The organism is Rathayibacter sp. Leaf248 (assembly GCF_920939495.1).
Taxonomy (GTDB): Bacteria; Actinomycetota; Actinomycetes; order Actinomycetales; family Microbacteriaceae; genus Rathayibacter; species Rathayibacter caricis.
Map to the genome: position 1 here is coordinate 164678 of NZ_CAKLAV010000001.1, position 21554 is coordinate 186231.

A 21554-nucleotide genomic window follows, 5' to 3' on the forward strand; every position below is an offset into this window, starting at 1 on the left:
TCCGACGCGAGACGCCGCCCGGCCGTCGGCCCCAGACAGAGCCCAGCCGTCGGCGGGCGACAGAGCCCAGCCTCCGGCTGGAGACACAGCAGAGAAACAGGACCCGCGATCATGACCGACACCACCACTCCCTCCTCCTCCGCCGCGTCCGAGCAGTTCGGCTCGAGCCGCGTCAAGCGCGGTCTCGCCGAGATGCTCAAGGGCGGCGTGATCATGGACGTCGTCACGGCCGAGCAGGCCCGCATCGCCGAGGACGCCGGCGCCGTCGCCGTCATGGCGCTCGAGCGCGTCCCGGCCGACATCCGCTCCCAGGGCGGCGTCGCGCGGATGAGCGACCCCGACCTGATCGACGCGATCGTCTCCTCCGTCTCGATCCCCGTCATGGCGAAGGCCCGCATCGGCCACTTCGTCGAGGCGCAGGTGCTCTCGGAGCTCGGCGTCGACTACATCGACGAGTCCGAGGTCCTCTCGCCGGCCGACTACGTGAACCACATCGACAAGTGGAGGTTCACCGTCCCCTTCGTCTGCGGAGCGACGAACCTCGGCGAGGCGCTGCGCCGCATCACCGAGGGCGCGGCCATGATCCGCTCCAAGGGGGAGGCCGGCACCGGCGACGTCTCCGAGGCCACCAAGCACATCCGCACCATCTCGGCCGAGGTGAACCGCCTCAAGGCGATGACCAAGGACGAGCTGTACGTCGCGGCCAAGGAGCTGCAGGCGCCCTACGACCTCGTCGCCGAGATCGCGCAGACCGGCAAGCTCCCGGTCGTGCTGTTCACGGCCGGCGGCGTGGCCACTCCGGCCGACGCGGCGCTCATGATGCAGCTCGGCGCCGACGGCGTCTTCGTCGGTTCCGGCATCTTCAAGTCGGGCGACCCGGCCAAGCGCGCCGCGGCGATCGTCAAGGCGACCACCTTCTACGACGACGCGAAGGTCATCGCGGAGGCGTCCCGCGGACTCGGCGAGGCGATGGTCGGCATCAACGTGTCCGACGTCCCCGCGCCGCACCGCCTCTCCGAGCGTGGCTGGTAGCACCGGGCCCCGCGTCGCGGGGGAGGGCGAGACCCGCGAGTCCCTCGAGGGGCTCCGGGTCGGCGTCCTGGCGCTCCAGGGCGACTTCCGCGAGCACGCGGCTGTGCTGCGCGAGCTCGGCGCGGAGGTGGTGCTCGTGCGCCGCCCAGCCGAGCTCGCCTCGGTCGCCGGCCTCGTCATCCCCGGCGGCGAGTCGACGGTGATGGACAAGCTCTCGCGGCTCTTCGGACTCGCGGAGCCGATCGGCGAGGCGATCGAGGCGGGCCTGCCCGTCTACGGCACCTGCGCCGGCCTGATCATGCTCGCCGACCGCGTGCTCGACCGGATCGAGGGCCAGCACAGCTTCGGCGGCCTCGACGTGACCGTGCGCCGCAACGCCTTCGGCAACCAGCTCGACTCCTTCGAGACCGACCTCGACGTGCCGGTGATCGGCGACCCTCCCGTGCACGCGGTCTTCATCCGCGCGCCCATCGTGGAGGAGCTGGGGGAGCGGGCGACCGCCCTCGCCGCGATCGCGGACGGCCGGGTCGTCGCGGTCGAGCAGGGCAACCTGATGGGCACGTCGTTCCACCCGGAGATCACGGGGGACTACCGCTTCCACGAGCTGTTCCTGCGGAAGGTCGCGGCGACGCGCTTCGGAGCCTGACCGTCGCGCGGGGGTGGACCGCGTCGGTGGTGCGCGGCAGTGTAGGGCCATGCCCGAACTTCCCGAAGTGCAGGCGCTCGCGCGCGATCTCGACGGGCGGCTCGGCGGTCACGTCCTCGAACGGCTCGACGTGTTCGCGATCTCGGCGCTCAAGACCGTCGCGATCCCTCCGTCCTCCCTTGCCGGGCAGCCGGTGCACGGAGTCGAGCGGCACGGCAAGTTCCTCGACTTCGCGGTGGGCGACGCGCACGTGCTCCTGCATCTGGCCCGCGCGGGCTGGGTGCGCTGGCGCCCCGAGCGGCCGACGGCTCCCGTGAAGCCCGGCCGCGGACCGCTCGCCGCCCGCTTCGTCCTCGAGGACGGCTCCGGGATCGACGTGACCGAGGCCGGCACGAAGAAGAGCCTCGCCCTCTCGATCGTCGCCGACCCGCGCGACGTCGACCGCGTGGCCCGACTCGGACCCGATCCGCTGGACCCCGCCTTCACCCGCGAGATCCTCGGTGCGATCCTGGCGACCGCCGGTCGCGCCCAGCTGAAGGGCGTGCTGCGCGACCAGTCGCGGATCGCCGGCATCGGCAACGCCTACTCCGACGAGATCCTGCACGTCGCCCGCATGTCGCCGTTCAAGCCCGCTACCCTCACCGCCGAGGAGCTCGACCGCCTCTACTCGGCGCTGCGCTACACCCTCGAGGAGGCGCTCGGCCGTGCCGAGGGGCTGCACGCCGCCGACCTCAAGAAGGAGAAGAAGCTCGGCATGCGCGTGCACGGCCGGACCGGCGAGGCCTGCCCCGTCTGCGGCGACACGATCCGCCAGGTGATCTTCGCCGACTCCACCCTCCAGTACTGCCCCACCTGCCAGACCAACGGGAAGCCCCTCGCGGACCGTGTTCTCTCGCGGTTGCTGAAGTAGCCGGCGCAGCCGGCTGCTTCAGCAACCGCGTCCGAGCCGGTCCCTGCCCGGCTCGGCGCAGTCGGCTTCTCGAGGTGGTTGCGCGGGTGGAGCGTCCTGCGAACGCCTACGGCGATTCGCTGGCACGCGAATCGCCGGTTCGGCTCGCGGGTGGTCGCCGATCCGGCCCCTGCCAGTCGGGACACTGGCTCCTGTTGGTCGAGCAGGCACGCAGCGCCGTATCGAGCGGAGGGGGCGCCTTCGGTGCCAGTGCAGGGCGAGGAAACGGCGGATCTTCTGGAGGACGCGGGTCTCGATACGCCCCTTCGGGGCTACTCGACCGGCAAGGAGACTGGGAATTTCTTTCAAGGGAGGCACACCCTCACCGATCGTGCGGGAGCCGACGCCGCGTCCGTCCGTCCGGCATCCCACCGCCGCTGCTTCAGGGCCGCACCCCCCACTGCTGGTCGAGTAGGCGCGCAGCGCCGTATCGAGACCCACCTTCCCGATCCTGCGGGAGCGTCCTGGCCCCGACGCCCGCATCGGACCCTGTCCTGCGAGCGGCAGCCCGATCACCGCGTGAGGCGAACCGCCGATCCGCGTGCGAGCGGATCGGCGTAGCCGGACGCAGGACGCTCCACCTGCGGGACCGCCTCGGGAAGCCGACCGCGTGGAGCCGGGCGGGGACCGGCTCCGAGAAGCGCTGTGGACCGCCTGGAGCCGGGCGGGGACCGGCTCCGGAGAAGCGCTGCCGACTGCGTGGAGCCGGGCGAGGACCGGCTCCGAGTGGGCGCCGTAATTGGCGGGGGCCGGCTCTCTCCAGGTCGAGGCGAACCGGCGATCCGCGTGCGAGCGGATCAGCGTAGCCGGACGCAGGACGCTCTTCCTGCGCGACCACCCTCGGAAGCCGACTGCGCGGAGCCGGGCAGGGACCGGCTCCGAATCAGCACAGCCGGCTCCGGATTAGACTGATCCAGCTATCAGCGGCGCCTGCGGGGGTCGCATTACGACGATTTTCCGAGGGAGCACCGTGTCCGGGCATTCCAAGTGGGCCACGACCAAGCACCAGAAGGCGATCAAGGACTCGCGTCGCGCGAAGTCGTTCGCCAAGCTGATCAAGAACATCGAGGTCGCCGCCAAGATCGGCGGAGCCGACCTCTCCGGCAACCCGACGCTCGTCGACGCCGTGCAGAAGGCGAAGAAGACGTCGGTCCCGAACGACAACATCGACCGCGCGATCAAGCGCGGCGCCGGCCTCACCGGCGAGGTCATCGACTACACGACGATCATGTACGAGGCGTACGGCCCGAACGGCATCGCCCTGCTCGTCGAGTGCCTCACCGACAACAAGAACCGCGCGGCGGCCGACGTCCGCACCGCCATGACCCGCAACGGCGGCACCATGGCGGACCCGGGCAGCGTGGCCTACAACTTCGCGCGCAAGGGCGTCATCAGCGTGCCCCACGGCGAGAGCGTCACCGAGGACGACGTCCTCGGCGCGGTCCTCGACTTCGGCGTCGACGACGTCCTCGACCACGGCGAGAGCTTCGAGGTCCGTGTCGAGCCGAGCGAGCTCGTGCCGGCCCGGTCGGCGCTGCAGGAGGCGGGCATCGACTACGACTCCGCAGATGTCGAGTTCGTCGCGTCGCTCCAGGTCGAGGCCGACGCCGAGACCGCCCGCAAGGTGTTCCGGCTGATCGACGCGCTCGAGGACTCGGACGACGTGCAGAACGTCTACACGAACCTCGACATCACCGCCGAGGTGCGCGCCGAGCTCGAGAACGAGGAGTGACCCGGTGACCCCGGGTCGACGGGGAGGCGCGCGCTGATGCGCGTCCTCGGGATCGATCCGGGGCTCACCCGGTGCGGCGTCGGCATCGTCGACGTCGCCCGCGATCGGCGGGCCACTCTGGTGCACGTCAGCGTGCTGCGCACTCCCGTCGACGACCCGCTCGAGCGGCGCCTGCTGGCGCTGGGCGACGGCATCGAGGCGCTCCTCGACGAGCACCGCCCGGACGCCGTCGCGATCGAACGCGTCTTCGCGCAGAACAACGTGCGCACCGTCATGGGCATAGCCCAGATCAGCGGAGTGGCGCTCGTCGCGGCGGCCCGCCGCTCCCTCCCGGTCGGCATGCACACGCCGAGCGAGGTGAAGGCCGCGGTCACAGGCTACGGAGCCGCCGACAAGCGGCAGGTCACCGCGATGATCCAGCGCGTACTCCGCCTGGACGCGCCTCCGACTCCGGCCGACGCGGCCGATGCGCTGGCCCTCGCGGTCTGCCACGCGTGGCGGGCTCCGCTCGCCGCCGGACCGTCGTCCGCGACGGAAGGGGAGACGCCGGCGCAGCGTGCGTGGCGCGCCGCGGAGGCCTCCACTCGAACGCCTGTTCGAGCATCTAGACTGACGCGGTGATCTCCTCCCTCCGCGGCACCGTCCTCTCCGCCCGCGGGAGTCTCGCCGTGATCGACGTCCACGGCGTCGGCTACGCGGTCAACGTGACTCCGCAGCACGCGCTCGAGATGCGCGTCGGCGACGAGACGACGGTCACGACCACGCTCATCGTCCGCGAGGACTCGCTCACCCTCTACGGCTTCCCGGACGAGGAGCAGCTCGAGATCTTCGAGCTCCTCATCGCGGTGACCGGAGTCGGGCCGAAGTCGGCTCTGGGGGTCCTCGGGGCCGTCGAGCCCGAGCGCATCGCCCAGGCCGTCGCCGACGAGGACGACGCCGTGTTCCGCAAGGTCTCGGGCGTCGGCCCGAAGACGGCGAAACTCATCATCCTGTCGCTCGCGGGCAAGCTCGCGGTCCGCCCGCGCGCCGCCCGCGGCTCGGGGCCGGCAGCGACCGCCGCGCAGAGCGTGCTGTCGGCGCTCGTCGGCCTCGGCTGGCCCGAGCGCATCGCGGCCGAGGTGGTCGACGAGATCCTCCTCGACGCCCAGGCGTCCGACGCCGCGAACGTGCAAGCGCTCCTGCGCCTCGCACTCGCCCGACTCGGCCCGGCGGCCCGCTCGTGAGCGGCGACGGACTGCTCGGCCCCGAGGTCGTCTCCGAGGCCGAGATCGCCTTCGAGGGCGCCCTGCGGCCCAAGAGCCTGAGCGAGTTCGTCGGGCAGCGCAAGGTCCGCGGGCAGCTCGAGCTCCTGCTGAAGGCCGCGGCGATGCAGGCGCGGACGCCCGACCACATCCTGCTCGCCGGTCCTCCGGGCCTCGGCAAGACCACGCTCGCGATGATCGTCGCGGAGGAGAGCTCGTCGCCGCTGCGCCTCTCGAGCGGTCCGGCGATCCAGCACGCCGGCGATCTCGCCGCCGTCCTGTCGTCGCTCCTGCCCGGCGAGATCCTCTTCATCGACGAGATCCACCGCATGGCGCGCTCCGCCGAGGAGATGCTCTACCTCGCGATGGAGGACTTCCGGATCGACATCATGGTCGGCAAGGGCGCCGGAGCGACGTCGGTCCCGCTCGACCTGGCCCCCTTCACGCTCGTCGGAGCCACCACCCGGTCGGGCCTGCTCCCGAACCCCCTCCGCGACCGCTTCGGCTTCACCGCGCACCTCGAGTTCTACGCCGAGGACGAGCTGCGCCAGGTCCTCGCCCGCGCCGCCCGGCTGCTCGAGCTCGACATCGACTCGGACGCGATCGCCGAGATCGCCGGTCGCTGCCGGGGCACGCCCCGCATCGCGAACCGTCTGCTGCGGCGCGTGCGCGACTTCGCCCTCGTGCACGGCGGCCGCGCCGACGTGACGGCCGTCCGGGCCGCGCTCGATCTCTACGACGTCGATGCGCTCGGCCTCGACCGCCTCGACCGCGCCGTCATGGAGATCGTGCTGACCCGGTTCGACGGCGGGCCCGTCGGGCTCAACACCCTCGCCGTCTCGGTGGGGGAGGAGGCCGAGACGGTCGAGGCGGTGGTCGAGCCCTTCCTCGTGCGGATCGGCCTGCTGACCCGCACTCCGCGCGGCCGCGTCGCCACTCCCGCGGCCTGGCGGCATTTCGGGCTCGACCCGCGCGGGGCCGCCGGGTCCCAGCAGTCGCTCTTCGGGGATGACCTATAATCTTCAAGGCCCGACGGGCCGCTCGATCCCGCGCACCCGGCTGAGACGCCGCGCGGAGTCGCCACCCACTCCGGAAGGCTCACCCATGGATCCGACGATCATCCTGCTCGTCCTGCTGCTCGCCGTGATGATCATCTTCATGTTCCGCAACAACAAGAAGCGCCAGCGCGACGCGGAGAACATGAAGAACAACCTGGTCCCGGGGGTCGAGCTGATGACCGGCTCCGGCCTCTTCGGCACCGTCGTCTCGATCGACGACGACGCCAACAAGATCGTCATCGAGTCGACGCCCGGCACGCTGCTGACGATCCACCGCCAGGCCATCGCGCGCCTGATCGACCCGAGCGAGAACGAGGTCGCGGCCGACGAGGACGAGACCGTCGCCGTCGACGGCACCGCCCCCGCGTTCGGCGAGCGCGACGCCGCGCACCAGGCCGACCCGCTGGTCGACCCGATCGAGCGCGACCGCAAGCCCGACGCGCAGTAGTCTCCTCGGCGGGCACGGGCGCACGAGCGCCCGGCCCGCCCCTCGTTCCTCCGGGTCCGTCCCGGCACGTCATCGCCGACCGAAGAGAAAGCTGAGCCCTGGGTGGCCGCATCAACCCCCGTCCGGAAGGCCCGGCGCTCTCTGAGCTGGCTCGGTGTCCTGATCCTCGCTCTCGTCGGTCTGAACACCGCCGCCGTCCTCTGGGGCGGCGGGTCCTGGACTCCGAAGCTCGCCCTCGACCTCGAGGGCGGCACGCAGATCGTGCTCCAGCCGCAGCTGAACGACGGTGACACGGTCTCGTCGGAGCAGCTGACTCAGGCGGTCTCGATCATCCGCCAGCGCATCGACGCGTCCGGCGTCTCCGAGGCCGAGATCACGACCCAGGGCTCGAGCAACATCGTCGTCTCCATCCCGGGAACTCCCGACGACGAGACGCTGCAGCGCATCGAGGCGTCGGCGAAGCTCGACTTCCGCCCCGTCCTCGTCGGCAGCCAGGCCACGAACAGCGCGGTCGGAGGCGACGCCACGTCCTCGCCGACGCCCACGCCGGTCGACCCCGCGCTCTCGACCGAGCCCACCGCGGAGCCGACCGACGCCAGCGACCTCGCGTACATCACTCCTGCGCTCGAGGCGCAGTACACCGCGTTCGACTGTGCGTTCCTCAACAGCCAGGATCCGAACCTCGCCCCCGCGGACCAGCCGCTGATCACCTGCGACGACACCGGGACGGTCAAGTACATCCTCGGCCCGGTCGAGGTGACCGGCGAGGACATCGCCGACGCCTCGAACGGCCTCGTCACGACGCAGTCGGGAGCCAGCACCGGCACCTGGGCAGTGAACCTCTCGTTCGACGACGCCGGCACCACCGCCTTCTCGGACGTCACGACCCGCCTCGTCGCCCTGCAGGGCGCGCAGAACCAGTTCGCGATCGTGCTCGACGGACGCGTCATCTCGGCGCCGTCCACCAACGCCGCGATCACCGACGGCAACGCGCAGATCACGGGCTCCTTCACCCAGGAGTCGTCGAAGACGCTCGCGGACCAGCTCAAGTACGGCGCCCTGCCGATCGGCTTCCAGGTGCAGAGCTCGGACAGCATCTCGGCCACGCTCGGCACGGCTCAGCTCGCGAGCGGTCTGCTCGCGGGCCTGATCGGCCTGATCCTCGTCGTCGTCTACTCGCTCGCCCAGTACCGGGTGCTCGGAGCGGTCACGATCGCGTCGCTGATCGTCGCCGCGGTCGTCACCTACCTCGTCGTGACGCTCCTCTCGTGGCGGGAGGGACTGCGCCTCTCGCTCGCGGGAGTCGCGGGTCTGATCGTCGCGATCGGCATCACGGCCGACTCCTTCATCGTCTACTTCGAGCGCATCCGCGACGAGCTCCGCGACGGTCGCGGCCTGGAGTCGGCGGTCGAGGCCGGCTGGCGGCGTGCGCTGCGCACCATCTTCGCCTCCGACATGGTGAATCTGCTCGCAGCGGTGGTGCTGTTCATCCTCGCCGTCGGCAGCGTCCGCGGCTTCGCCTTCACCCTCGGCATCACGACGCTGATCGACCTCGTGGTCGTGATCCTCTTCACGCACCCGATGCTGCAGCTGCTCGCCACGACACGGTTCTTCTCGGACGGGCACAAGCTCTCCGGGCTCGACCCCCGGGCCCTGGGCGCCGTCTACCGGGGCCGTGCGGCGTTCCGTCCGCAGGACGCCGTCGTCGCCGGCAAGGGCTCCTCCGCCGCCCGCGAGGCCGCGAAGCGCCAGACCATCGCCGAGCGCAAGGCCGCCGAGGCGGCGCGCACTCCCGGCTCCTCCGACTCGACCAAGGACGCGTGATGGCCAGCTTCTCGCAGTTCGGCAACGACCTCTACACCGGCAAGCGCTCGATCGACTTCGTCGGACGGCGCCGCACCTGGTACCTGATCTCGCTCGTCCTGATCCTGATCACGGTGCTCGGCACGGTCGCCCGCGGCGGCTTCAACTTCAGCATCGAGTTCACCGGCGGCTCCGAGTTCACGGTCTCCTCGCCGTCGAGCCTCGACCAGGCGACGGCGACCGACGCGGTCACCGCGGTCTCGCCCGAGACCGTTCCGCGCGTCTCGGTCGTCGGCGACGACTCGATCCGCGTGCAGACCGATCAGCTCTCGACGGACGAGTCGACCGCGGTCCGCAACTCCCTCGCCGAGGCGTACGACGTCCCGAACGACCAGGTCACGTCCTCCTTCATCGGAGCATCGTGGGGCAACGACATCACGCAGCAGGCCCTGCGCGGTCTGATCATCTTCGTGGTGCTCGCCTCGCTGGCCATGTGGGCCTACTTCCGCACCTGGAAGATGTCGCTCGCCGCGATCGTCGCCCTCGTGCACGACCTCGTGATCGTCGCCGGCGTCTACGGCATCACCGGCACGGAGGTGTCGCCCGCCGCGGTCATCGGCCTCCTGACGATCCTCGGCTACTCGCTCTACGACACCGTGGTGGTGTTCGACAAGATCCGCGAGAACACGGCCGAGGCGCTGGGCAGCACGACGAAGACGTTCGCCGAGACGGTGAACCTCGCCGAGAACCAGACCCTGGTCCGCTCGATCAACACGTCGATCGTGGCGGCGCTGCCCGTCGGCGCGATCCTCGTGATCGGCGCGTTCGTGCTCGGAGCCGGGACGCTCCGCGACATCTCGCTCGCCCTGCTGATCGGCATCGTCGTCGGCACGTACTCGACGATCTTCGTCGCGGCGCCCCTCTACGCGCAGCTGCGCGGCCGGGAGGTCGACGTCGCCCGCAACGACAAGCGCGTCGAGGCGGCGCGCCTGAAGGCGGGCACGCCCGCCGTCGAGCAGAGCGCGTAGGAGCAGCGATGGCCGAGTTCTCGCAGGTCTCCGCGGCCGACGCCGTCGGACTCGTCGCGCGCGACGAGGTGTGGCTCCTGGACGTCCGGGAGCCGCACGAGTGGGCGCTCGGCCACGCCGCCGCCGCGCACCACATCCCGATGAACCAGATCGGTGCACGCCAGGACGAGCTGCCCGCGGAGGCGCCGATCCTGGTCGTCTGCCACTCCGGGGTCCGCTCCGCGATGGTCGTGCAGGCCCTCGAGGGCGCGGGCTACGAGGCGGCCAACGTCGACGCCGGGATGACCGCGTGGGCGGCCGCCGGGGGAGACGTCGTCGACGACGAGGGCCGCCCCGGACGCATCGACTGACGGCTCCGGGGTTCGCCCCGGGCGGATCGGTCGGCGGCACGTTCCGCAGGCGCGATAATGGGGCGATGGAGATGCCCGCGTGACGGAAACCACGACCACGTCGTCGACCGCTGCCCTGCGCAGACTGGTCCCCCGGATCTTCTCGCGCGCGCAGCCCTCGGGTGCGGTCGACACCCTCGTGCGCACGGTGCGGATGCACCACCCCAAGAGCGACATCGCCCTCATCGAGCGCGCGTACTCGGTCGCCGAGCGCGCCCACTCGGGGCAGAAGCGCCGGAGCGGCGAGCCCTACATCACGCACCCGCTCGCGGTCGCGCAGATCCTGGCCGATCTCGGCATCGGCTCGAAGACCATCGCCGCGGCCCTCCTGCACGACACGGTCGAGGACACCGACTACAAGCTCGACGAGCTCCGCGCCGACTTCGGCGACGAGGTCGCGATGCTGGTCGACGGCGTCACCAAGCTCGACAAGGTCAAGTACGGCGACAGCGCCCAGGCCGAGACCGTCCGCAAGATGATCGTGGCGATGTCGAAGGACATCCGCGTCCTGATCATCAAGCTCGCCGACCGCCTGCACAACGCGCGGACCTGGGGCTTCGTGCCCGCCGAGTCCGCCGCCCGCAAGGCGACCGAGACGCTCGAGATCTACGCGCCCCTCGCGCACCGCCTCGGCATCCAGGCGATCAAGTGGGAGCTCGAGGACCTCTCGTTCGCGGTGCTCTACCCCAAGATCTACAACGAGATCGAGAGCCTCGTGAAGCGCAGGACGCCTCAGCGCGAGGAGTTCGTGCAGAGCGTCATCGACCTGATCGGCGAGGATCTGCGGGCCGGCAAGATCCGCGGGCGCGTCGTCGGGCGTCCGAAGCAGTACTACTCGATCTATCAGAAGATGGTCGTCCGAGGCCGCGAGTTCGACGAGATCTACGACCTGGTCGGCATCCGCGTGCTCGTGAACTCGGTCCGCGACTGCTACGCCGTGCTGGGGTCGATCCACGCGCGCTGGACGCCGATGCCGGGCCGGTTCAAGGACTACATCGCGACCCCGAAGTTCAACCTCTACCAGTCGCTGCACACGACGGTCGTCGGCCCCAAGGGCCGGGCCGTCGAGATCCAGATCCGCACCAACGAGATGCATCAGCACGCCGAGTTCGGCATCGCGGCGCACTGGAAGTACAAGGAGCAGATGGCGACGGGCAAGGTGCCCACGTCCGGCTCGAACGACACCGACCTCGCCTGGCTGGCGCACCTCTCGGACTGGCAGTCCGAGACGACCGACCCGAACGAGTTCCTCGACTCCCTCCGCTTCGAGATCGGCGCGAAGGAGGTCTACGTCTTCACTCCGAAGGGCCGGGTCATCGGCCTGCCCACCGGAGCGACCCCGGTCGACTTCGCCTACGCCGTGCACACCGAGGTCGGCCACCGCACGATGGGCGCCAAGGTCAACGGCCGTCTGGTGCCGCTCGAGTCCTCGCTGACCACCGGCGACGTCGTCGAGGTGTTCACCTCGAAGAACCCCGACAGCGGCCCGAGCCAGGACTGGCTGAACTTCGTGCAGAGCCCGCGGGCCCGCAACAAGATCCGCCAGTGGTTCACGAAGGAGCGCCGCGACGAGGCGATCGAGCAGGGCAAGGACTCCATCGCCCGCGCGATGCGCAAGCAGAACCTGCCGCTGCAGAAGCTGATGAGCCAGGACACCTTCACCGAGGTGGCGAGCCAGCTGCGCTACAACGACGTGGAGGCGCTCTACGCGGCCGTCGGCGAGGGGCACGTGTCGACGCAGTCGGTGCTCGAGAAGGTCGTCGCGTCGATCCAGGGCGATCCGGAGTCGGACGAGAACGAGGTCACGCTCCCGCGCTCCCCGCGACCGCGGAGCCGCAGCAGCGAGTCGGGCGTCCTGGTCAAGGGCGCGCCGGACATCCTGGTCAAGCTCGCGAAGTGCTGCACCCCGGTCCCGGGCGATCAGATCGTCGGCTTCGTCACGCGCGGAGCCGGGGTCTCGGTCCACCAGGCCAACTGCCACAACGTGCAGGAGCTCCTGAAGGAGCCCGAGCGGATCGTGGACGTGGAGTGGGCGCCGTCCTCCAAGAGCATCTTCCTGGTGCAGATCCAGGTCGAGGCGCTGGACCGCTCCGGTCTGCTGAGCGATGTGACGCGCGTGCTCTCGGAGCACCACGTGAACATCCTCTCGGCGACGGTGTCGACCTCCAGCGACCGGCTCGCGATCAGCCGCTTCGTCTTCGAGATGGGCGACACCACTCACCTCGACCGCGTGCTGAACGCCGTCCGGCGCATCGACGCCGTCTACGACGTGTACCGGGTCAACGCGGGCTGAGAGGCCCTGACGGCGGCCGCGCGCCCAGCGCGGCCGCCAGCCGGCGCTCGGCGATGCGGCGTCCTGCCACGGCGCTTCCCGCCGCTTCGAGCGCGGCGAGGACGTCCTCCAGAGCGGTGCCGGTCGTCAGCGCGAGCGACCGGAGCAGGGAGTCGTCGCAGGCGTCCGGGACGCGGGTCAGGTCGATCAGAGTGCGCACCGGAGTCGTGACCGGGCAGCCGCCGATCGAGACGACGTCCGCGGCGGGCAGCCGGACCTCGTGGAAGCGCACGCGGGCACGGGGCTGTGGCCGGAGGCGGTGCTCGCGGTCGATCGAGGCGCTGTGCAGCGCGGGTGGCTCGGTCGTCGCTCCGTGCACCCAGGCGGCGCTCGAGCGGTCGGCGACCGTGCCGCGGGGCAGGACCGCGAGGAGCGCGGCCCCCCGCTCCGCTGCTCCGGTCGGCAGATCGCACAGCACGAATCCCTCGTCGAGGGCACGGAGCTCGCCGTCGAGGCGGGCCGCGCACAGCTCGGCGAGCGGGAGATGGCCGGGGAGCAGAACGGAGGGGAGGCGCGTCATCCCTCGAGAGTGGACGACGCGCCTCCCCTCCGGAGGCGTTCACGGCGATCTGTGGAGGGATCGGCGCAGGGGAGGGAGGACCCTCCGATCAGCCCAGGGCGTCCAGCCACACCTTGCGGGCGTCGAGCGCCTCCTGCGCCTGGGCGATGGCCGCGCGGTCGCCGCGGGCCTTCGCCTCGTCGAGCTCGTCCTGCAGCTTCTGGATCGCCGAGGTGAGCTGCGAGGCGAGACCCTCGGAGCGCGCCTTCCGCTCGGGGTTGCTGCGGTTCCAATGCTCCTCGTCGAGCTTGCGCACGTGCGCCTCGACCTTGCGGAGCCGGTCCTCGATCGTGCGGACCTGCTCGCGGGGAACGCGGCCGACCTCGTCCCATCGCTCCTGGATGGAGAGGAGCGCGCGCTTGGCCTTCTCGCGGTCCTGCTCCTGCAGGAGCGGCTCGGCCTCCTCGAGGAGGGCGAGCTTGCGGTCGAGGTTCTCGGTGTACTCGACGCTCTCCTGCGCGACGATCTCGGCCTTCGCGCCGTAGATCGCATCGCCGGCCGCCTTGAAGCGGGCCCAGAGCGCGTCGTCGAACCGCTTGCCGGCGCGTCCGGCGACCCGCCAGCTCTCGAGGAGGGTGCGGTACTCCGGGATCGCGTCGGCGCCGCGCGGCACGAGCGCCTCGGCCTGGTCGATCAGCGACTGCTTCGCCGCCTTCGCCTCGCGGTGCGCGGAGTCGAGGTCGGCGAAGAACGCCTTGCGGTTCTGCTCGATCGTGGTGCGGGCACCGCGGAAGCGGCGCCAGAGCTCGTTGGCCTCGTTCTTGGGCAGCCGGGGACCCTGCTGCTGGTGGCTCTGCCAGCGGGCGAACAGCTCGTCGATCGCGGCGCTCGCCTGCTTCCACTGCGTCTTGGCGGGGTCGACGGCCGCGAGGGCCTCGGCCTCGGCCACGATCGCCTCGCGGTACGCGAGCGCCTCGGCCAGCACGGCCTTCGACTCGGCGGCCTGCTGCTCGGTGAGGTCCTCGACCGATCCGCTCAGTGCGCTGACGCGGGCCCGCAGGGCCTCGAGATCGCCGACGGCGTGCGCCTCGGCGATCGCCGCGGTCAGCGACTGCACGGTCCGGGCGACGTCCGCGGCGGGTGCTCCGCGCTTCGCCCGCTGCTCGAGCAGGGAGACCTGCCCGGCCAGCTCGGTGTACTTGCGCTCGTAGTAGGCGAGCGCCTCCTCGGGGGTGGCGTCGGGGTACTGGCCGACCTCGCGCTCCCCGTCTCCGACTCGGACGTAGACCGTCCCGTCGTCGTCGACTCGTCCCCACGGCTGCTGGTCACTCATCGCTCGGAGCCTCACCTTGCTGTTCGATGTCGTGCTGTTCGATGTCCGTCGCGTCGGGTGGCCGATCGGGCTCGACGGCCGGTAGGCCGGGTACCGCGCTCGGCCGCGAACGGGCAGTGACGATCAGCCTATTGCACGGGGGCGCCCCCGGCTCCTGCCCGCGTGGGCGGCGGCCGGCCTCAGCGCGTCTACTGGAGCGTGACGGAGGTGATCGCGACCGGCTCGGCGGGAGCGCCGTCGGTGGATCCGTCGGCTGTGCCCTTCGCAACGACGTCGGCCACGAGGGCGTCGAGCCCGGAGGTCACCTGCCCGATCACGGTGTAGCCGCCGGCCGCGTCGGCGGGGAGGGTCGTGTCCTCGTAGACGACGAAGAACTGGCTCCCCTGGCTGTAGCCGTTGCCCGACTGCCGCGCCATCGCGATGGTCCCCGCGGGGTAGAGCCCGTCCTCCGGGGCGTTCTCGACGGGGCCGTAGCTGTAGCCCGGTCCGCCGGTGCCGTCCCCGTCGGGGTCGCCGCACTGGAGGACGAACAGGCCCTCGGTGGTCAGGCGGTGGCAGGAGACGCCGTCGTAGAAGCCCGACTGCGCGAGGGAGAGGAAGGAGGAGACGGCCTGCGGGGCCGCAGCGCCGGCGAGCGTGATCCCCAGTGCGTCCGTGTTGATCGTCATCTCACCGGTCCAGTCGCGGCCCTCGGCGATGTCGGCCGAGGGCACATCGCCGGTGTTCTCGCCGGTGGCGGTGGGGGTCGGGGTCGCACTCGTGCTCGAGGACGGCTCGGCGACGGGGGTGCCCGGTCCGCCGGAGAAGTAGAGGACCTGGGCGAGGACGGCGAGGGCGATCACGACGACTCCGGCCACGGCGGCGATCACGTTGTCGCGTCGGCGGCGCTCCGCCCGCGTGCGGTGGAGGGCCTGGCGGGCCTGGTAGGCCCGGAGCCGGGTGCGCGCCTCGCGATCGTTCGACTTTCCCTGGGCCACGTGTTCCTCCGACGTCTCCGGTCGCGCCCCGGCGGCGCGGCGCTCCGCGCGCAGGCGCAGACCGAGAGGAGCCTACGAGAATCGGCGCGGCGACTCCACACGGCGCTCCGCCCGCGCCGGTGCCCGTGTCGGAGCCCCTGGTTACGCTGGTGCGCATGACCATGCAGCAGGCAGGACTCCGCTCGGGGGCGACTCCGCTCGCCGTGCGGATGCGCCCGCGCAGCCTCGACGAGGTCGCCGGGCAGCGCCACCTGCTGACGCGGGGCTCGCCCCTCGTCGCCCTCGCCGCCGACACCACGGGGGAGCGCGGCGCCGTGTCGGTCATCCTGTGGGGGCCGCCGGGCACCGGCAAGACGACGCTCGCGCAGGCCGTGGCGCACTCGAGCGGGCGGCGGTTCGTCGAGCTGTCGGCGGTCACGGCCGGAGTGAAGGACGTGCGGCAGGTGATGGAGGAGGCGCTCTCCACGCGCGATCTGTACGGCACCTCGACGGTCCTGTTCCTCGACGAGATCCACCGCTTCACCAAGGCGCAGCAGGACGCGCTGCTGCCGGGGGTCGAGAACGGCTGGGTCATCCTGATCGCCGCGACGACCGAGAACCCGTCGTTCTCGGTGATCGCGCCCCTGCTGTCGCGCTCGCTCCTGCTCACCCTCGAGCCGCTGAGCGACGACGACCTCGGGATCCTGGTCGATCGCGCCCTCGTCGACGAGCGCGGGCTGCGTGGCACCGTCGCCCTCGATCCCGAGGCCCGGGCGAGCATCGTCCGGCTGGCCTCGGGCGACGCGCGCCGTGCGCTGACCGCGCTCGAGGCGGCGGCGACGTCCGCGCGCTCCGACGCGAGGGAGGCGGACAGGGCCGCGCGCGCGTCCGACTCCGACGAGGAGGACGACGAGGACGACGACGTTCCCGTCGAGGACGACGCCCCGGCCCCGGAGCCCGAGCTCCCGCTCATCACGACCGAGGTCGTCGCCCGCGCGGTCGACCGGGCGCTGCTGCGCTACGACCGCAACGGCGACGAGCACTACGACGTCATCAGCGCGTTCATCAAGTCGATCCGCGGCTCCGACGTCGATGCGGCACTGCACTACCTCGCCCGGATGATCGAGGCGGGGGAGGATCCGCGGTTCATCGCCCGGCGCATCATCGTCTCGGCCTCCGAGGACATCGGCATGGCCGACCCGCAGGCGCTGGTCATCGCCGTGGCGGCCGCCGACGCCGTCCAGCTCATCGGCATGCCGGAGGGGCGGATCCCCCTCGCCCAGGCCGTCGTGCACCTCGCGACCGCTCCCAAGTCGAACGCGTCCTACACCGCGCTCGACGCGGCCATCGCCGACGTGCGCGCGGGCAAGGCGGGCCGGGTGCCGCCGCACCTGCGCGACGCGCACTACCCGGGCGCCAAGCGGCTCGGCCACGGGAAGGGCTACCGCTATCCGCACGACGCCGACCTGGGCGTCCTGCAGCAGCAGTACCTGCCGGACTCGCTCGACGGCGCCCGGTACTACGTGCCGACCGAGCACGGCAACGAGCGGGACGTCTCGGCTCGGCTGTCGAAGCTGATGAGGATCATCCGGGGCTCCTGAGCAACCGAGTGGAGGCCGATCGGCGCCGAAGCCGATCGGGGCGGAGACCGCGCAGGGCTGAGGAACGCGGCTCCTCCGTGATAGCCTTCTCCGGTTGCCCACCGCTCTGTAGCCGAGCGGAGCAGCGCATCCCTCTGAATCGCGCAGCTCGTCACCGCGGTCACCCTTCCGCACGCACCCGCGAGCGGACACGACCACGGCGCCCGCGCTCCACCCGGAGCACGTCGGCGAGAGCTGCGACCGAACCTCTCAGACCTTGGAAGGACCACAGTGTCGACCACCTCCCGTTCACGCTCGAAGACGCGCCTCTCGCGCGCCCTCGGCATCCCGCTGACCCCGAAGGCCGCCCGCTACCTCGAGAAGCGTCCCTACGCTCCCGGTGAGCACGGCCGCTCGAAGCGCAAGGCCGACTCCGACTACGCGGTCCGCCTGCGTGAGAAGCAGCGTCTGCGCGCCCAGTACGGCATCCGCGAGAAGCAGCTCCGCATCGCCTTCGGCGAGGCCCGCCGCACCCAGGGCCTGACCGGTGAGAACCTGGTCGAGCTCCTCGAGATGCGCCTCGACGCCCTCGTCCTGCGCTCCGGCTTCGCCCGTACCACGGCGCAGGCCCGCCAGTTCGTGACCCACCGTCACATCCTCGTCGACGGCAAGACCGTCGACCGTCCCTCCTTCCGCGTGAAGCCGGGCCAGGTCATCCACGTCAAGCAGCGCTCCGAGGGCACCGAGCCCTTCCAGGTCGCCGCCGCCGGTGGACACGTCGACGTGCTCCCCAAGACCCCGGGCTACCTCGAGGTCGAGATCGACAAGCTCCAGGCGACGCTGCTGCGCCGTCCGAAGCGCGCCGAGGTCCCCGTGACCTGCGAGGTCCAGCTGGTCGTCGAGTACTACGCCGCCCGCTGATCCACTCCTGACCCGGTCGCTCGACCGACGTCCCAGAAGGCCCCGGCTCACCGCCGGGGCCTTCTGCCGTCCCGGGGGCGCATCGGCCGGAGCGCACGCCCGGCCGGTGCTCCTGCCGACCCGGCCGCGCCTCGTCGCTAGGCTGGAGTGCCGCAATCGGGCGGCGCCGAACGGAGGTCACCGTGTCCGGTGGAGACATCGCAGGACTCATCGCCGCAGGAGTGTTCGCGATCCTGGTCGCGATCGCCGCGATCCCGCTGTGGAAGCTGGGACGCGTGTTCGACAGCACCAGCGAGGCGATCAAGCAGGCCAGCGACGGTCTCACCCCGATCCTCGACGAGTCGGCCTCCACGCTCCGCGAGGCCAACCAGCAGCTCGCCCGCGTCGACACGATCACCAAGGACGTGGCGGAGGTGACCGGCAACGTGAACGCCCTCGTCGCCCTCACCGCGGCGACCATCGGCGGGCCGCTGATCAAGCTCGCCGGCTTCACGGCGGGCGTCCGCGCGGTGCTGGTGGCCGGACGGACGGCCGACAAGGTCGGCGAGGCCGCCGGGCGGACCGCGGCGAAGCGCTCGAAGCCCACCCGCAGGTCCTCCTCCCGATAGCCGCAGGCTCGCGCCCTAGAATCGATCCGGTCGCCGCGCACCGCCGCGCCGCCCGCCACCCACCGCCGCGGAAGGAACCACCGTGAAGAACCTCGTCCTGGTCGTCGTCGGGATCGGCCTCGGCTTCGCGCTGGCGCACCAGATCGCCCGCACCACCGCCGGCGCCCGCCTCTTCGAGGACATCAACCGGAAGGCGAAGGAGCTCGGAGACGCCGTCTCCGAGGGCTACCACCAGCGGGAGGCCGAGCTGAAGGCCGCCATCGGCGAGGGCTGATCCCGCCCGCACTCCCGGCCGTCCGGCCACTCCCGCGTCGACACCGACCGAACACGTAACGGAACCCATGCAGACCGCCGAAATCCGCACCCGCTGGCTCGACTTCTTCGGAAGCCGCGGTCACACCGTGGTGCCGTCCGCCTCGCTCGTCAGCGAGGACCCGAGCCTCCTCTTCACCGTCGCCGGCATGGTGCCCTTCGTGCCGTACCTGACCGGAGTGGTCCCCGCGCCGTACCCGCGCGCGACCAGCGTGCAGAAGTGCATCCGCACCAACGACATCGAAGAGGTCGGCAAGACCCCGCGTCACGGCACGTTCTTCCAGATGAACGGCAACTTCTCCTTCGGCGACTACTTCAAGGAGGGGGCGATCGGCTACGCCTGGGAGCTCCTGACCGGCGCCGAGGGCGACGGCGGCCTGGGCTTCGACGAGAAGGACCTGTGGGTCACCGTCTACAAGGACGACGACGAGGCCATCGCGCTGTGGAAGAAGATCGCGGGTCTGCCCGACGAGCGGATCCAGCGCCTGGACAAGGACACCAACTACTGGTCCACCGGCCAGCCCGGTCCGGCCGGTCCCTGCTCCGAGATCTTCTTCGACCGCGGACCCGCGTACGGCATCGACGGCGGCCCCGCCACCGACGACGACCGCTACGTCGAGATCTGGAACCTCGTCTTCATGCAGTACCTGCGCGGCGAGGGCACGAGCAAGGTCGACTTCGACATCCTGGGCGAGCTGCCGCGCAAGAACATCGACACCGGCATGGGGCTCGAGCGCGTCGCGTTCCTCAAGCAGGGCGTCGAGAACATGTACGAGATCGACCAGGTCCGCCCGGTCCTCGACCGCGCGGCCGAGATCTCGGGCCGCCGCTACGGCGCCGACCACGACGACGACGTGCGCATGCGCGTCATCGCCGACCACGTGCGCTCCTCGCTGATGCTGCTGTCCGACGGGGTCACTCCGTCGAACGAGGGGCGCGGCTACATCCTGCGACGCCTGATGCGCCGCACGGTGCGCGCGATGCGCCTGCTCGGCGTGGACACCGCCGTCTTCCCCGAGCTGTTCGCGGCCTCGCGCGACGCGATGGCCGCCGCCTATCCCGAGGTGCAGACGGAGTACGAGCGCCTGTCGACGAGCGCGTTCGGCGAGGAGGAGGCGTTCCTGCGCACCCTCGCCGCGGGTACCGAGATCCTGGATCTCGCGGTGCTCAAGACCAGGAAGGCCGAGGCGGAGACGCTCCCGGGCGACACGGCGTTCCTCCTGCACGACACCTTCGGCTTCCCGATCGACCTCACCCTCGAGATCGCCGAGGAGTCGGGGCTGAGCGTCGACCGCGAGGCGTTCGACTCGCTGATGTCCGCGCAGCGCGCCCGGGCCAAGGCCGATGCGAAGTCGAAGAAGTCGGCCCTCGCCGACCTCTCGGTCTACGCCGCGTTCCGCGCGCACGGCGAGACGCTCTTCACCGGCTACGACGTGCTCGACACCGAGTCCCGCATCGTCGGCCTCGTCGTGGCCGGTCAGTCCGTGACGAAGGCGTCGGCGGGCGACATCGCCGAGGTGATCCTCGAGGCGACCTCGCTCTACGCCGAGTCCGGCGGGCAGGAGGCCGACGCCGGCCGCATCGTCGGCAACGGCTTCGACCTCGAGGTCCTCGACGTGCAGAAGCCCGTCAAGGGGCTCATCAGCCACACCGTCCAGGTCGCGAGCGGCGAGGTCGGGGTCGGCGACGCCGCCACGTCGGTCGTCGACCGCGACTGGAGGCGCGGAGCGACGCAGGCGCACTCCGGCACGCACCTGATCCACGCGGCCCTCCGCCAGGTCCTCGGCCCGCAGGCGCACCAGTCCGGCTCCTACAACAAGGCCGGCTACCTCCGTCTCGACTTCTCCTGGAACCAGGCGCTGTCGCTCGACACCCGCAGCGAGATCGAGGACATCGCGAACACCGCCATCCGCGACAACCTCGAGGTCGTCACCCGCGAGCTGCCCCTCGACGAGGCCAAGGCGCTCGGCGCGATGGCCCTCTTCGGCGAGAAGTACGGCGACGTCGTGCGCGTCGTCGACATCGGCGGCCCCTGGTCGCGGGAGCTCTGCGCGGGCACCCACGTGGGGAGCTCCTCCGAGATCGGGCTGATCAGCCTCGTCAGCGAGTCGTCCGTCGGATCCACGAACCGCCGGGTCGAGTCGCTCGTGGGCCGGGAGGCGTTCCAGGACCTGGCCGCCGAGCGCGCGCTCGTCAGCACGATCTCGTCGTCGCTGAAGACGCCGCGCGAGCAGCTGCCCGAGCGGATCGCCGACCTCGTCGCGAGCCTCAAGGCCGCCGAGAAGAGGATCGCCGCCTTCGAGGCGAAGGCCCTCGCCGACCGCGTCCCCGCGATCGTCGCGAACCAGCGCCGGATGAACGGCGTCACCGTCGTCGCCGAGAACGTCGGCACGGCGGGCTCGAGCGACGAGCTCCGCTCGCTGGTGACCTCGGTGCGCGAGCGCCTCGGCTCCGAGCCGGCCGTCGTGGCCCTCGCGGCCGACGTCTCCGGCAAGCCCGCCGTGATCGTCGCGACCAACCAGGCCGCGCGCGACTCCGGTGCCAAGGCGGGCGTGCTCGCCAAGCTGGCCGCGGGCGTGCTCGGCGGCGGCGGCGGCGGCAAGCCGGACCTGGCCCAGGGCGGAGGCTCGGACGTCTCGGCGATCGGCGCGGCCCTCGAGGCCGTGGTCGCGGAAGCGACCCGCTGA

Annotated in this window: 20 protein-coding genes; 17 read left to right on the forward strand and 3 right to left on the reverse strand. The window is 71.3% G+C overall.

Annotated features, from left to right (window positions below):
- Window positions 1–111: 111 nt before the first annotated feature.
- The 12 genes from pdxS to LRG51_RS00895 all read left to right on the forward strand — a co-directional run bounded on the left by pdxS (window position 112) and on the right by LRG51_RS00895 (window position 12619).
- Window positions 112–1032, forward strand: coding sequence for a pyridoxal 5'-phosphate synthase lyase subunit PdxS (gene pdxS / locus LRG51_RS00840; protein WP_230670444.1), 921 nt, complete (start codon window positions 112–114; stop codon window positions 1030–1032).
- 67 nt (window positions 1033–1099) lie between these two features.
- The gene (gene pdxT / locus LRG51_RS00845) at window positions 1100–1678 is read left to right on the forward strand and encodes a pyridoxal 5'-phosphate synthase glutaminase subunit PdxT (RefSeq protein ID WP_230673063.1); all 579 of its coding nucleotides are present in this window, start codon (window positions 1100–1102) and stop codon (window positions 1676–1678) included.
- Between the two features lie 49 nt (window positions 1679–1727).
- Window positions 1728–2588: an Fpg/Nei family DNA glycosylase gene (locus tag LRG51_RS00850; RefSeq protein ID WP_230670447.1), complete on the forward strand. Its 861-nt coding sequence runs from the start codon at window positions 1728–1730 to the stop codon at window positions 2586–2588.
- 1009 nt (window positions 2589–3597) lie between these two features.
- Window positions 3598–4359: a YebC/PmpR family DNA-binding transcriptional regulator gene (locus LRG51_RS00855; RefSeq protein WP_055791739.1), complete on the forward strand. Its 762-nt coding sequence runs from the start codon at window positions 3598–3600 to the stop codon at window positions 4357–4359.
- A gap of 36 nt (window positions 4360–4395) precedes the next feature.
- A complete protein-coding gene (gene ruvC, locus LRG51_RS00860; RefSeq protein ID WP_107575292.1) occupies window positions 4396–4980 on the forward strand; it encodes a crossover junction endodeoxyribonuclease RuvC in 585 nt (194 codons plus the stop codon).
- Window positions 4977–5582 (forward strand): Holliday junction branch migration protein RuvA, encoded by a 606-nt coding sequence (ruvA, locus tag LRG51_RS00865; RefSeq protein WP_230670450.1) that lies wholly within the window; start codon window positions 4977–4979, stop codon window positions 5580–5582. The genes ruvC and ruvA overlap by 4 nt, the downstream gene beginning before the upstream one ends.
- Entirely contained in the window at window positions 5579–6619 is a 1041-nt protein-coding gene (ruvB, locus tag LRG51_RS00870) for a Holliday junction branch migration DNA helicase RuvB (RefSeq protein ID WP_055791747.1), read from the forward strand. Before ruvA ends, ruvB begins: the two co-directional genes overlap by 4 nt.
- An 85-nt stretch (window positions 6620–6704) precedes the next feature.
- Complete coding sequence (gene yajC / locus LRG51_RS00875; protein ID WP_056867232.1) at window positions 6705–7106, forward strand: preprotein translocase subunit YajC; 402 nt, start codon at window positions 6705–6707, stop codon at window positions 7104–7106.
- Between the two features lie 102 nt (window positions 7107–7208).
- On the forward strand, window positions 7209–8930 hold the full coding sequence (gene secD / locus LRG51_RS00880) for a protein translocase subunit SecD (protein WP_055791753.1): 1722 nt from the start codon (window positions 7209–7211) through the stop codon (window positions 8928–8930).
- Window positions 8930–9937: a protein translocase subunit SecF gene (secF, locus tag LRG51_RS00885; RefSeq protein WP_230670453.1), complete on the forward strand. Its 1008-nt coding sequence runs from the start codon at window positions 8930–8932 to the stop codon at window positions 9935–9937. The genes secD and secF overlap by 1 nt, the downstream gene beginning before the upstream one ends.
- An 8-nt stretch (window positions 9938–9945) precedes the next feature.
- On the forward strand, window positions 9946–10287 hold the full coding sequence (locus tag LRG51_RS00890; RefSeq protein ID WP_055791758.1) for a rhodanese-like domain-containing protein: 342 nt from the start codon (window positions 9946–9948) through the stop codon (window positions 10285–10287).
- Between the two features lie 79 nt (window positions 10288–10366).
- Window positions 10367–12619, forward strand: coding sequence for a RelA/SpoT family protein (locus LRG51_RS00895; RefSeq protein ID WP_055791761.1), 2253 nt, complete (start codon window positions 10367–10369; stop codon window positions 12617–12619).
- On the opposite strand, the gene LRG51_RS00900 is transcribed toward LRG51_RS00895, so the two are convergent.
- The 3 genes from LRG51_RS00900 to LRG51_RS00910 form a co-directional block, all read right to left on the reverse strand.
- Complete coding sequence (locus LRG51_RS00900) at window positions 12606–13178, reverse strand: type IV toxin-antitoxin system AbiEi family antitoxin (RefSeq protein ID WP_230670457.1); 573 nt, start codon at window positions 13176–13178, stop codon at window positions 12606–12608. The genes LRG51_RS00895 and LRG51_RS00900 overlap by 14 nt on opposite strands.
- A gap of 88 nt (window positions 13179–13266) precedes the next feature.
- On the reverse strand, window positions 13267–14490 hold the full coding sequence (locus LRG51_RS00905) for a DUF349 domain-containing protein (protein ID WP_055791767.1): 1224 nt from the start codon (window positions 14488–14490) through the stop codon (window positions 13267–13269).
- A 188-nt stretch (window positions 14491–14678) separates the two neighbouring features.
- Window positions 14679–15467: a peptidylprolyl isomerase gene (locus LRG51_RS00910; protein ID WP_230670460.1), complete on the reverse strand. Its 789-nt coding sequence runs from the start codon at window positions 15465–15467 to the stop codon at window positions 14679–14681.
- Between the two features lie 155 nt (window positions 15468–15622).
- Here LRG51_RS00910 and LRG51_RS00915 point away from each other — a divergent pair, with 155 nt between their 5' ends.
- The 5 genes from LRG51_RS00915 (at window position 15623) to alaS (ending at window position 21554) form a co-directional block, all read left to right on the forward strand.
- The gene (locus LRG51_RS00915) at window positions 15623–17047 is read left to right on the forward strand and encodes a replication-associated recombination protein A (protein ID WP_230670463.1); all 1425 of its coding nucleotides are present in this window, start codon (window positions 15623–15625) and stop codon (window positions 17045–17047) included.
- Between the two features lie 270 nt (window positions 17048–17317).
- The gene (rpsD, locus tag LRG51_RS00920) at window positions 17318–17947 is read left to right on the forward strand and encodes a 30S ribosomal protein S4 (RefSeq protein ID WP_055791772.1); all 630 of its coding nucleotides are present in this window, start codon (window positions 17318–17320) and stop codon (window positions 17945–17947) included.
- Window positions 17948–18129: 182 nt separating this feature from the next.
- Window positions 18130–18555 carry a DUF948 domain-containing protein gene (locus tag LRG51_RS00925; RefSeq protein ID WP_055791774.1) on the forward strand — a complete coding sequence of 142 codons (426 nt, stop codon included), beginning with the start codon at window positions 18130–18132 and terminating at the stop codon, window positions 18553–18555.
- 82 nt (window positions 18556–18637) lie between these two features.
- Entirely contained in the window at window positions 18638–18829 is a 192-nt protein-coding gene (locus LRG51_RS00930; protein WP_055791777.1) for a hypothetical protein, read from the forward strand.
- Window positions 18830–18896: 67 nt separating this feature from the next.
- Window positions 18897–21554, forward strand: a complete 2658-nt coding sequence (gene alaS, locus LRG51_RS00935; RefSeq protein WP_230670466.1) for an alanine--tRNA ligase — start codon at window positions 18897–18899, stop codon at window positions 21552–21554.